10 protein-coding genes and 1 rRNA gene are annotated in these 11490 nt (G+C 63.6%); 9 read left to right on the forward strand and 2 right to left on the reverse strand.

Going from position 1 to position 11490, the window contains the following annotated elements; all coding sequences use genetic code 11:
• Window positions 1-63, reverse strand: a 16S ribosomal RNA gene (locus BM160_RS08845); the annotation flags it as partial.
• A gap of 607 nt (window positions 64-670) precedes the next feature.
• Here BM160_RS08845 and BM160_RS08850 point away from each other — a divergent pair.
• From BM160_RS08850 to BM160_RS08860, 3 genes are all read left to right on the forward strand, one after another.
• A complete protein-coding gene (locus BM160_RS08850) occupies window positions 671-2599 on the forward strand; it encodes an ATP-binding cassette domain-containing protein (RefSeq protein ID WP_092003709.1) in 1929 nt (642 codons plus the stop codon).
• Window positions 2600-2716: 117 nt separating this feature from the next.
• Window positions 2717-4393, forward strand: a complete 1677-nt coding sequence (locus tag BM160_RS08855; RefSeq protein ID WP_092003713.1) for a phospholipase D-like domain-containing protein — start codon at window positions 2717-2719, stop codon at window positions 4391-4393.
• A gap of 106 nt (window positions 4394-4499) precedes the next feature.
• The gene (locus tag BM160_RS08860; RefSeq protein ID WP_092003716.1) at window positions 4500-5288 is read left to right on the forward strand and encodes an alpha/beta hydrolase; all 789 of its coding nucleotides are present in this window, start codon (window positions 4500-4502) and stop codon (window positions 5286-5288) included.
• 104 nt (window positions 5289-5392) lie between these two features.
• Here the strand turns inward: BM160_RS08860 and BM160_RS08865 are convergent, their stop codons facing one another.
• Window positions 5393-6808 carry an aminotransferase-like domain-containing protein gene (locus BM160_RS08865; protein ID WP_092003719.1) on the reverse strand — a complete coding sequence of 472 codons (1416 nt, stop codon included), beginning with the start codon at window positions 6806-6808 and terminating at the stop codon, window positions 5393-5395.
• A 132-nt stretch (window positions 6809-6940) separates the two neighbouring features.
• On the opposite strand from BM160_RS08865, the gene BM160_RS08870 reads away from it, so the two are divergent.
• From BM160_RS08870 to BM160_RS08890, 6 genes are all read left to right on the forward strand, one after another.
• Entirely contained in the window at window positions 6941-7552 is a 612-nt protein-coding gene (locus BM160_RS08870) for a LysE family translocator (RefSeq protein ID WP_092003722.1), read from the forward strand.
• Complete coding sequence (locus BM160_RS08875; RefSeq protein ID WP_092003725.1) at window positions 7549-8481, forward strand: DMT family transporter; 933 nt, start codon at window positions 7549-7551, stop codon at window positions 8479-8481. The genes BM160_RS08870 and BM160_RS08875 overlap by 4 nt, the downstream gene beginning before the upstream one ends.
• Window positions 8478-8627 (forward strand): hypothetical protein, encoded by a 150-nt coding sequence (locus BM160_RS22565; protein ID WP_177218959.1) that lies wholly within the window; start codon window positions 8478-8480, stop codon window positions 8625-8627. Before BM160_RS08875 ends, BM160_RS22565 begins: the two co-directional genes overlap by 4 nt.
• Window positions 8628-8638: 11 nt before the next feature.
• On the forward strand, window positions 8639-9832 hold the full coding sequence (locus BM160_RS08880; protein WP_092003728.1) for an aminotransferase-like domain-containing protein: 1194 nt from the start codon (window positions 8639-8641) through the stop codon (window positions 9830-9832).
• Between the two features lie 26 nt (window positions 9833-9858).
• Window positions 9859-10497, forward strand: a complete 639-nt coding sequence (locus tag BM160_RS08885; protein WP_092003731.1) for a LysE family translocator — start codon at window positions 9859-9861, stop codon at window positions 10495-10497.
• A gap of 61 nt (window positions 10498-10558) precedes the next feature.
• Window positions 10559-11488, forward strand: a complete 930-nt coding sequence (locus BM160_RS08890; protein WP_177218960.1) for a PhzF family phenazine biosynthesis protein — start codon at window positions 10559-10561, stop codon at window positions 11486-11488.
• Window positions 11489-11490: the final 2 nt, after the last annotated feature.

The raw sequence follows: 11490 nt of genomic DNA on the forward strand, positions 1-11490 counted from the left end.
GACTTGCATGTGTAAGGCATGCCGCCAGCGTTCAATCTGAGCCAGGATCAAACTCTATAGTTTAATCACTGCAATAATTTTCAACTCCCCGCATCGCTGCGAGAAGAAAACTCATAAAAACGGAATTGATGAGAAATCTTGACGATTTCACATTTTCTATCTCTATGAGCGTTTAAGGTCAGAAGACCTGGCTGATCAGCTTTCGCTGACTTCGCCTGGCAATCGCCTTCAAACGCCCATACTTATCGGCTGTAAATTTTTAATGATCTTGACTTGCCACTTCGCAGCAGTTGCCGCTTCGTTTCAGTCAGTAGCTGTAATCAGCTGAGCCTCAAATTATATACCGGATTTTTAAGCCGAGTCAAATAATTTTTGACTTTTTCTCTACCGGGAGAAGCTTGCCGCCAGCTTCTTGCTGGCAACTGCGTCATCAGCAGAGCCACGAATCATAGCACCGTTTCGAGGCAAGAAAAAGACGTCCTGAAAACAAAATCGTCTTTCCACGACAGCTACTAGCTGGCACGGCAAGTAGCCTTAACCACGCCGCTGCAAAGACCACCCCATGACCCCGGCTAGGCTTGCGCTTACCGCGCCCGGCAAGACTTCCGGGCTCGCCGAATCCCCCAACAAAACCCCCTGCCATGCCGACAGCCGGATAATCCCTCTATATATGGCACTCATTACCCTTCTGGACGCCCAACTCGCTTTTGGGCACGTCGCACTGCTGGACCACGCAGATTTTTCGCTAGAAACCAACCAGCGCATCGGCCTGATCGGTCGCAACGGCACGGGCAAGTCGTCCCTGCTGAAAATCCTCGCCGGCCTGGAAAAGCCCGACGACGGCACTTTGCAGCTGCAGCAGAACCTGCGCATCGCCTATGTGCCGCAAGAGCCCAGCCTGGATCCGCATGCTACGGTCTTCATTGCTGCCAGTGCCGGACTGGCGCGTACCAAGCACGTGGTGGAGCAATACCTGGCGGCCGACGAACACACCGACCTGGACGCCCTGCAATCCGAAATCGAAGCCCTGGACGGCTGGACCTGGGAGCAGCGCGTCGAAGAAACCCTGCACCGCCTGCACCTGGACAAGGACGCCATCGTCGGCTCGCTCTCGGGCGGCACCAAAAAACGCGTGGCACTGGCGCAGGCGCTGGTTGCCAAGCCCGATGTCTTGCTGCTTGACGAGCCGACCAACCACCTGGATCTCGATTCCATCGCCTGGCTGGAAGAGCTGCTGGTCAATTTCAACGGCAGCATCATCACCATCACCCACGACCGGGCCTTTCTGGACAACGTCGCCACCGTCATCGTCGAGCTGGACCGTGGCAAGCTGAGCAGCTATCCCGGCAACTTTGCCCAGTACCTGCTGCAAAAAGAAGAGCAGATGGCACAAGAAGCCGTCATCAACGCCAAGGCCGACAAGCTGCTGGCACAGGAAGAGATCTGGATTCGCAAGGGCGTGGAAGCGCGGCGCACCCGCAGCGTGGCGCGCATAGGCCGGCTCGAAGCCTTGCGCGAAGGCCGCGCGGCGCGGCGCGATGCCGTGGGCCGAGTCAATCTGGACGTCTCCAGCGGTGACAAGAGCGGCAAGATCGTGGCCGAACTCACCGACGTCTCCAAGAGCTTTGGCCATCCGGGCGCCGAGAAGATCATCGTCAACAAATTCAGCGCCACCTTGCTGCGCGGCGACAAGGTCGGCCTGCTGGGCCCCAATGGCGCCGGCAAGAGCACGCTGCTCAAGCTCATCCTGGGTGAAATCCAGCCCGACGTCACCCAGCCACCCGGCAAGGTGCGCCAGGGCGCCAACCTGCAGGTGGCTTACTTTGACCAGATGCGTGACGCACTGGATCTGGACGCCACCCTGGAAGACTTCATCAGCCCGGGCAGTGAGTGGGTCGAGATCAACGGCCAGAAAAAACACGTCAAGAGCTATCTGTCCGACTTCCTGTTCTCCCCGGCGCGTGCCAACTCGCCGGTGCGCACCCTCTCCGGCGGCGAACGCAACCGCCTGCTGCTGGCACGCCTGTTTGCGCGGCCGGCCAATGTGCTGGTGCTGGACGAGCCGACCAACGACCTGGATATCGACACGCTGGAATTGCTGGAAGACCTGCTGCAAAACTACGAAGGCACGGTCTTCCTGGTCAGCCATGACAGGCGCTTCCTCGACAACGTGGTGACCAGCACCATTGCCTACGAAGGCACGCCGGAGAACCCCGGTTTCTGGCGCGAATACGAAGGCGGCGTCAGCGACTGGATCATCCAGTCCAAACGCGCGGCGCAAATCACCGGCAGCGGCAAAGCACCCGCCGCCGCCTCCAGCCCCAAAACCTCAAACAAAAACAGCCCTGAGCCCAGCAAGGACGGGCGTGAACAGCTATCAAAAAAGAAGCTAAGCTACAAAGAGCAGCGCGAGCTCGACGGCTTGCCGGCGCTGATCCAGCAACTCGAATCGCAGCAAAAGGCGATTGAGCAGGAGCTCTATGACGGCACGCTGTACACCAGCAACGCCAAGCGCGCAGCCGAACTCAATGCGCGCAACAGCAAGATAGAGGAAGAGCTGATGGAAGCCCTGCAGCGCTGGGAAACCCTGTCCTCCTGAAGACTCGCCCAGGCGCCCACTGGCCACGGTAGCGCTGGGCGCCTACACAAAGAGTTGGCACAAGCAGCGGTTGGCTGGCAGCCAAAACCACGGGCTTAGGCTAAAGTGGTTTGCATCATGCCAAGCCCACCCACGCTGCGCGCCACCCCTCTTGTTGCCCCCACGGCTTCTCGGCCCCCAGGCGCCTGGCGCTGGCCCTGTCTGCTGCTCAGCGCCTGGCTCGCCGGCTGCGCCTCCTTGCCCAGCGAGGTCGCCCGGCCGGTGTCCTCTGCACTGGCCAATCCGGCGCAAACCCGGCTGGGCCAGCTGGTCGCAGCCAGAGCCGCAACGGCCGGCACCCGCAACGACTCCGGCTTTGCCCTGGTGGGCAGTGGCGAGCTGGCCTTTACCAGCCGCATGACCTTGATCAAGGCCGCGCAGAAAACACTGGATCTGCAGTACTACGCGATCTTTGCCGACGACACCACCGAGCGCCTGTTCGACGCGCTGCGCGAAGCCGCCGGACGCGGGGTACGCATACGCATACTGCTGGACGACTTCAACACCTCGGGCAAAAACGCCCAGGTGCTGAAGCTGGCCTTTGAACCCAACTTTGAAGTGCGCCTGTTCAACCCGCTGCCGGGCGGGCGAGGCTCCATGATGCTGCGGATTCTGAGCAACCTCAAGGATGCGGCACGCCTGCAGCGGCGCATGCACAACAAGATTTTTGTGGCCGACAACGCGGTCGCCATGACCGGCGGGCGCAACCTGGGCGAAACCTATTTCGGCCAGGGCACCGGCACCAACTTCATAGACATCGATGTGCTGGCCAGCGGCCGCATCGCCCGCGAGCTCTCCAGCAGCTTTGACCAGTATTGGAACAATCCGCTGGCCTATCCGGTGCAGTCGCTGATGACGGCTCAAGAAATCGAAGCCCTCAAACCCCTGGCAAACCCGGCCCAGGCGGGTTCGCCCACGCCGGCAAACGGCATCAATCCCACGACCACGGCCCGCACCAGCACCTCGCCCAGCGGCATCACCAGCACCCTGCCGGCCCTGCCCGACACCACCGACCTGCGCCTGCTGACCTGGACCTGGGCACCGGCAGCGCTGCTGGTGGACAAGCCATCGAAGATTGCCGCCGACGCGGACAGCGTGGACGACACACAGGACACCGCGGTGGATGGCCTGCTGCAGCTCATGACGCAGGCGAAAACCGAGGTCCTCATCGTCTCGCCCTACTTCGTTCCCGGCGCGCGCATGATGCGCCAGTTTGCCGAGTTGCGGCAACGCGGCGTGCGCGTGCGCGTGCTGACCAATTCGCTGGCCTCCAACGACGCCCCCGCCGCGCATGTCGGTTACGCACGCTACCGTGAGGCACTGCTGGCCATGGGCATAGAACTGTACGAAATGCGCGCCGAACAGCAAGGCTCCATCAGCAACTTCGGCCTGGCCGCCGGCTCGACGGGCGGCTCAAGCGGCGGTTCGCGCGCCAGCCTGCACGCCAAGGTGGTGGTGGTGGACCAGCGCCTGTTGGTGGTCGGCTCCATGAACCTGGACTTGCGCTCCCAGCTGCAAAACAGCGAAGTGGCCATCGTCATACGCAAGCGCGCCCTGGCCGCCGAAGCCACACGCATGATAGAGCCGGCATTGAGCAACGGCGCCTGGCATGTGGAACTGGCCGACGGCCAATTGCTGTGGCGCGCACCGCAGGGCTCGGGCCTGCAGGATTCCAGCATTGAACCGGACGCCAGCCTGGGCCTCAAGCTGATGCTCAAGCTGATCGCGCCGTTTGCGCCGGATGAGATGCTTTGAGCGGGCAAGGCGATCGCTGCTGAATTTGATGATCTTTTAAGCCTCTAGCCCAATGAATACATGCGCAAATAGCTACCAAATAGATAGCAAATAAGGAGTTGATCAGATGCAAAAACTGACCGCCTGGATCGCGTTGCTTGTGCTGGCCTGCTGCGGCGCCGCCCAGGCGCAAACCCAAGTCAAGGTAGAGGATCTCCCGACACGGCCAGGCGTGAGCCAGCGCCTGCTGGTGCTGAGCCCGCCCAACCCCCAGGCGACCGCCATTCTCTTTGCCGGGGGCAATGGACTGCTGCAGATCGCCGCCGACGGTACGCTTGGCCAGGGCAAGGGCAACTTCCTGGTGCGTTCGCGCCAGTTGTTTGCTGACCGGGGGATGCGGGTGATCGTGGTCGATGCGCCGTCTGACCGCCAGGCCCCGCCCGCTCTGTCGGGCTTTCGGCAGACGCCCGAACACCTGGCGGACATCCGGGCCGTGATGGCCTGGGCGCGCACTCAAGGCCAGCAGCCGGTCTGGCTGGTCGGCACCAGCCGGGGCACGCAGTCCGCCGCCTACGTGGCGACCGAACTGGTTGGCGCTCAAGGCCCGGACGGGCTGGTGCTCACCTCCACCATACTCAGCGACCCACGCGGCCGGCCAGTGCCCGCCATGCCGCTGGGCCAGCTCAAGATTCCGGTATTGGTGGTGCATCATGAGCAGGACGGCTGCAAGCTGTGCCCCTTTAGCGAGCTGTCCGGCCTGATGGACAAGCTGAGCGCCGCCTCCCGCAAACAGCTGATCAGCTTCAGCGGCGGCCAGAACCGCGGCGACCCCTGCGAAGCTTTTGCTTACCACGGCTTCAACGGTCTGGAAGCCGAGGCGGTGACCAAGATGGTGGACTGGATGCTGGCGAAATAGCCGTTTTCCGGGCCCGCCAAGCCACGCGATTCGCTACGAAATCAATAGCTTATTTCGCTCGTCTTTATTGGACTAAGTGCCAAAACCTTGCCTCAAGGGCCAAGCTACTTCATGCCATCGCGCAAGCGCGCAAACACCTTCCAGAATGCGGCCTCCTGCGTGGTGGCGAAGTTGATGCGCATCAGCGTGCTGGGCGTGCGCACCGCGTGAAACAGCGCGCCGGGGGCGAGCAGATAGCCTTCGTCCAGCATGCGCTGCGCCAGCGCATCGGTGTCCACGCCGGTGTCCACCCAGCCAAACAGCCCGGCCGGCTCGGCCGCGAAACGGCAGCCGTGCGCCAGCGCCAGCTTGACGCTGCGGGCGCGCGCCGCATCCAGCCGGCCGCGTATGCGTTCGGCATGGCGGCGCAGCTGGCCCTGGTCTATGCACCAGGCCAGGGCTTTTTCCAGCAGCGCCGGCGTGGTCAGGGTGGCCAGCAGTTTGGTATCGAGCAGGCGCTCCACCAGATCGGGCGGCGCGGCCAGATAGCCGATGCGCCAGCCCGGCGCCAGAATTTTGGCGAAACCGCTGACATATATGGTGCGCTGCAGGCCGTCGAGCACACACAGCCGCGTCGCATGCTCGGGCGCCAGGTGACTGTAGGTGTCGTCCTCGGCAATATGAAAGTTGTACTGGTTGGCCAGCTGCAGCAGGCGGTGGGCGCTGCCCGGCGTGAGGCTGTAGCCGGTCGGGTTGTGAAACACGCTGACGCTGACAAACAGTTTGGGCTGATGCAGAGCGCAATATTGCGCCATCACCGCCAGATCGGGGCCATCGGCGCGGCGCGGCACCGGCAGTATGCGCATGCCCATGGCATCCAACCGGGCAAACTCCACGGCCCAGCCGGGTTCTTCCACCATCACACAGTCGCCAGCGCGCAGCAGGGTGCGGCTGATGATGTCCAGCGCATGGGTGGCGCCCACGGTGGTGATGATTTGCTCGGGCTCGGCGTGCAGATTGAGCGTGCCCAGTTTTTGCGACAGCGTGCGACGCAGGCCGCTGTCGCCCATGGGCTCACCGTATTGCAGTGAAAGGCTGCGCAGCGCACTGGCGCTGGTGACCTTGCGTACCGCCGCCGGCATGAAGCTGGTGTCCAGCCAGTCTGGCGGAAAGACACCGGTGCCGGGCTGAGGCTTGTCGCTGAGGTGGTGAAACATGCCGCGAATCAGGGCGGTGGCATCGGCCGGCCCATTTACTATATTTTTAGTAGCTGGTAGCGCTTTACCGGTGCGGGCTAACGGCATATTTGGTGATGAATCCCGGACAAAAAAGCCGCGATTCTTGCGCGCCACCACCAAGCCCTGGGCCTGCAGCTGGTCATAGGCCGACACCACCGTGGAGACGCTCACGCCCTGCTGCTCGGCACACAGCCGCACCGAGGGCAGGCGTGCGCCCGGACCCAGCAAGCGGCTGCGTATGCGCTCGGCAAAGCGTGCGCTAAGCTGTTCGGTGAGGGATTGCGAGGCGGCTTTCATCAACATGGCGTGGCCTTGGAACAGGTTCTTGAGCACTGGATGGCATGGGTGTGCTGACAAAGCAAACCATACAGTTTGAAGATTTGTAGCTCAAAGTGTACTGGTAGTGTGTTGCCTTCAACTATAAAGTGATGAGCCATGAACTGGCAAGAATTTACTGCGCTACTGATACTGGCCACGGCGATGAGCTTCACGCCTGGGCCCAACACCACGCTGTCAACGGCGCTGGCGGCCAACCACGGCTTCAGGCGCGCCCTGCCTTTTGTCTGCGCCGTGCCGGTAGGCTGGGGCGTGCTGCTGGGGGTGTGCAGCCTGGGCCTGGGCGCGCTGGTGCTGGCCGTGCCGCTGCTGAGTTGGGCCGTCAAGATTGTTGGCGTGAGCTACCTCTTGTGGCTGGCCGCAAAAATGGCACGCTCGCGCCAGCTCGGCCAGGCCGATGCCTCGCGCCTGAATGTCGGTTTCTGGCAGGGCGCGGCGCTGCAGTTTGTCAACATCAAGGCCTGGATGCTGGCGCTGGCCATCGTCAGCGGCTGGATCGCCGGACGCGACAATCCCGGCCTGCGCTTTGCCGTGGTGCTGCCGGTCATGCTGGCCTATGCCTTGGCCAGCAACCTCACCTACGCACTGGTCGGCTCGCTGCTGCGCGACTGGCTGGCCGGACCTGAAGGCAGCGGCCGCCGCCTGCTGGGCTTCAACCGCGTGATGGCCGGTGTGCTGGTCGTCACCGCGATCTGGATGCTCTTTATATGAACACCTCTCAACACAGCGCGCAAATCAGCAAGGGCCTGTGGCTGGGCCTGCTGGCCATCGTGATTTTTTCGCTCACGCTGCCCATGACGCGCCTGGCCGTCGGCAGCGCCGATGCGCCGCAAATGTCCGGCATCTTCATCGCCATGGGCCGGGCCGTGGTGGCGGCCATGCTGTCGGCCGTGTTCTTGCTGGTCACGCGCGCGCCGCTGCCGCAGCGCCAGGACTGGTGGCCGCTGGCCGTCACGGCGGGCGGCGTGGTATTTGGCTTTCCGCTGCTGACCTCCATCGCCATGCGTTATGTGGAGGCCGTGCATGCCAGCGTGATTGTCGGTGTGCTGCCGCTGGCCACCGCCGCCGTGGGTGCGCTGCTGCACCGCCAGCGTCCCTCGGCCGGCTTCTGGGGCTGCGCCATTTTGGGCAGCTCGCTGGTGGTGGCGTTTGCCATGCTGCGCTCGGGCAACGGCGCGGGCGGCCTGTCGATTCATGCCGCCGATCTGCTGCTGATTGCGGCCTGCCTGTGCGCGGCCGTCGGTTACGGCTACGGCGCCCGGCTGTCGCAGCGCATGCAGGCCGAACATGTGATTTGCTGGGCGCTGCTGATCTCCTTGCCGCTGTCGCTGCCGCTGACGTTTTTCAGCTGGCCGACGGCGCCGCTGCAGGCCAGCGCCTGGTGGGGCTTTGGCTATGTGGCGGTGTTTTCCATGTGGCTGGGCTTTTTTGCCTGGTACCGCGGCCTGGCGCTGGGCGGCACGGTGCGGGTCAGCCAGGTGCAGCTGGTCCAGCCTTTCCTGTCCATGCTGTTTGCCGTGCCGCTGCTAGGCGAACGCCTGGACGCCGTGACCGTGGGCTTTGGCCTGGCCGTGATTACCACGGTGTTTATCGGCAAAAAGATGCCCGTCAATGCGGCAGCGCCAAGAGTAGCGACATGAGCATGGCCAAACGCATCTTGGGCGCTGGCCTAGCGGCTAAATTTCGGCAATCGCCTGCGCAGCCTGCCCCGCAATACCTGAAAATCCTCAATACCGTCACCGCGCCGGCGCTGGTGGCGTTTTTCTATCCCTTATTCGTCCATTGAACGGAAAAAACATGTCCAACATCGCCCCCACCCCCTGGAAACTGGCGGCCCGCGCCGAAAAGATGAATCCCTCGGTGCTGCGCGAAATCCTCAAGGTCACCGAGCGCCCCGGCATCATCAGCCTGGCCGGCGGCCTGCCCTCGCCCAAGACCTTCCCCATCCAGGCCTTCGCCGACGCCTGCGCCGAAGTGCTGCACAAGGACGGCGCGGCTGCGCTGCAGTACGCCGCCAGCGAAGGCTACGGCCCGCTGCGCCAGGCCGTAGCCGACATGCTGCCGTGGAACGTCGACCCGGCGCAGGTGCTGATCACCACCGGTTCGCAGCAAGGCCTGGACCTGATCGCCAAGGTGTTAATCGATCCGGGCAGCCGCGTGCTGGTGGAGACGCCGACCTACCTCGGCGCGCTGCAAGCCTTCTCGCCTATGGAACCGACGCCGGTGAGCGTGGCCAGCGATGACGAGGGCGTGATCGTCGAAGACCTGGTCGCCAAGGCCAAGGACTCCCGCTTCATCTACCTGCTGCCCAACTTCCAGAACCCGACCGGCCGCACCATGAGCGAGGCGCGCCGCGCCGCCGTCTCCAGCGCCGCCGCAAAGGCCGGTCTGCCCATCGTCGAGGACAACCCTTATGGCGATCTGTGGTTCGACGAAGCGCCGCCGCTGCCGCTGAGCGCACGCAACCCCGAGGGCTGTATTTATCTGGGTTCCTTTTCCAAGATATTGGCACCGGGACTGCGGCTGGGCTTTCTGGTCGCCCCGAAAGCGATCTATCCCAAGCTCTTGCAGGCCAAGCAGGCGGTGGACCTGCACACGCCCATCTTCACGCAGCGCATGGTGTCGGCCGTCATGAAGGACAACTTCCTGGAGCGCCATGTGCCCACCATACGCGCGCTCTACAAGCGCCAGCGCGATGCCATGGTGGCGGCACTGAAGCGCGAGATGCAGGGCCTGGACGTGCAATTCAATGCACCGGCCGGCGGCATGTTTTTGTGGGTGCGCCTGCCCGAGGGCATAGACACCGTGGCGCTGCTGCCCCAGGCGGTCGAGCGCAATGTGGCCTTTGTGCCGGGCGCGCCCTTTTATGCCGGTCAGGGCGATCCGCGCACTCTGCGCCTGTCTTTTGTGACGGCCAGCGTCGAGGAAATCGACACGGCGATCGCGGCCCTGGCCATGACCGTGCGCGAAGCACTTGCCAACCCGGGCTAAAGCCTTTGTGACAAAACCGGCCCGCCATGATCACTGCCACCACGCTGTCACTCTTTCTGTTCGCGGTACTGGCGCTGTTTCTTTCGCCCGGGCCGAATATGGCCTTCGTGCTCTCGCATGGCCTGGCGCACGGGGTGCGCGGCGGCTTTGCCGCCGCCGTGGGCATTTCGGCGGCGGACCTGGTGCACACGCTATTGGCAGCAGGCGGCGTGACGGCGCTGGTCGCCGCCTGGCCGCCGTCCTTCGATGTGTTGCGCTATGCCGGCGCGCTCTATCTGCTGTGGCTGGCCTGGCAAGCCATGCGCCCGGCCATTCCGCGCAAGGGCCGGCCAGCGCAGCCGCTGAGCTTCGTACGCATAGCCCGCATGGCTTTGCTCAACAACCTGGTCAATCCCAAGGCCTTGCTCTTTTTCATGGTGTTTTTGCCGCAATTCGTCGATCAGGCGCGCGGCCATGTGACCTTGCAACTGCTGCTGCTGGGCCTCACGCTGTCGGCGGCCGCACTGGTCTTTAACACCTTGCTCGGCGCCTGCAGCGGCCAGCTCGGCCGCAGCCTGCAGGCGCGCCCCGGTGCCGCCAAATGCCAGCGCGCACTGCTGGCCCTGGTCATGCTGGGCCTGGCGCTGCGCCTGCTGTTGCTCGAGCGCCCTAGCCCCAAAATTTAAAACCCGTCTTCAGCTTCTAGCCCCCTAGTGCAGCAAGACAAACAACCATGAAATGCAAACGATGAAGCAACGCCTGTTCAAGCAAATTGACGTATTCACGGCAACCCCCTATCTGGGCAATCCTTTGGCCGTGGTGCTGGACGGCAGCGGGCTGGATGACGCGGCCATGCAGCGCTTTGCCGGCTGGACGAATTTGTCGGAAACCACTTTCTTGCTGCCGCCCACAGACCCGACGGCCGACTACCGCGTGCGCATCTTCACGCCGGGCGGCGAACTGCCCTTTGCCGGCCACCCCACGCTGGGCAGCTGCCACAGCTGGTTGCAAGCCGGCGGCCAGCCACGCAACAAAGACTTCATCATTCAGGAGTGCAAGGTCGGCCTAGTGAAAATTCGCCGCGAGCCGCTGGACACCGAAGGGCAGCGCCTGGCGTTTGCCGCCCCGCCGCTCAAGCGCTCTGCCCCCAGCCCCATGCTGCTGGCCCAGGTCGCGGCGGCGCTGGGCCTGAAAGCGCCGCAAATCCTGGCCGCGCAGTTGCTGGACAACGGCCCGCTCTGGCTAGGACTGCTGCTGGACAGCCCGGAAACCGTGCTGCAGCTCAACCCCAACCACCAGGCGCTGGACAAGCTGGAGGCCAAAGTCGGTGTCGCTGCGATTTATCCGCGCCAGGAAGCGCCCCCGCTGATTGCCCGCGCCAACCGCGAGGCGCGCGCCTTTGGGCCGGCCACAGCGGCGGCAGGCGTCGCACCGGATCTGGAAGTGCGAGCCTTTGCCGCCACCATAGGCATCAACGAAGACCCCGTGACCGGCAGCCTCAATGCCAGTCTGGCCCAGTGGCTGATAGACGAAGGCTACCTCCCCGAGCGCTATGAGGCCTCGCAAGGCGTCTGCCTGGGACGGGCGGGCCAGGTGCAGCTGACACGCGATGCCGCTGGCCAGGTCTGGGTGGGCGGCGAGTCCGTTACCTGCATCGACGGCCAGGTCATGCTTTAAGC

It is taken from the genome of Polaromonas sp. OV174, assembly GCF_900112285.1.
Taxonomy (GTDB): domain Bacteria; phylum Pseudomonadota; class Gammaproteobacteria; order Burkholderiales; family Burkholderiaceae_C; genus Polaromonas.

Coding starts and splice junctions, on each gene's coding strand:
- BM160_RS08850 (WP_092003709.1), top strand. CDS start 671: ATGGCACTCATTACCCTTCTGGACGCCCAACTCGCTTTTGGGCACGTC.
- BM160_RS08855 (WP_092003713.1), top strand. CDS start 2,717: ATGCCAAGCCCACCCACGCTGCGCGCCACCCCTCTTGTTGCCCCCACG.
- BM160_RS08860 (WP_092003716.1), top strand. CDS start 4,500: ATGCAAAAACTGACCGCCTGGATCGCGTTGCTTGTGCTGGCCTGCTGC.
- BM160_RS08865 (WP_092003719.1), bottom strand. CDS start 6,808: ATGTTGATGAAAGCCGCCTCGCAATCCCTCACCGAACAGCTTAGCGCA.
- BM160_RS08870 (WP_092003722.1), top strand. CDS start 6,941: ATGAACTGGCAAGAATTTACTGCGCTACTGATACTGGCCACGGCGATG.
- BM160_RS08875 (WP_092003725.1), top strand. CDS start 7,549: ATGAACACCTCTCAACACAGCGCGCAAATCAGCAAGGGCCTGTGGCTG.
- BM160_RS22565 (WP_177218959.1), top strand. CDS start 8,478: ATGAGCATGGCCAAACGCATCTTGGGCGCTGGCCTAGCGGCTAAATTT.
- BM160_RS08880 (WP_092003728.1), top strand. CDS start 8,639: ATGTCCAACATCGCCCCCACCCCCTGGAAACTGGCGGCCCGCGCCGAA.
- BM160_RS08885 (WP_092003731.1), top strand. CDS start 9,859: ATGATCACTGCCACCACGCTGTCACTCTTTCTGTTCGCGGTACTGGCG.
- BM160_RS08890 (WP_177218960.1), top strand. CDS start 10,559: ATGAAGCAACGCCTGTTCAAGCAAATTGACGTATTCACGGCAACCCCC.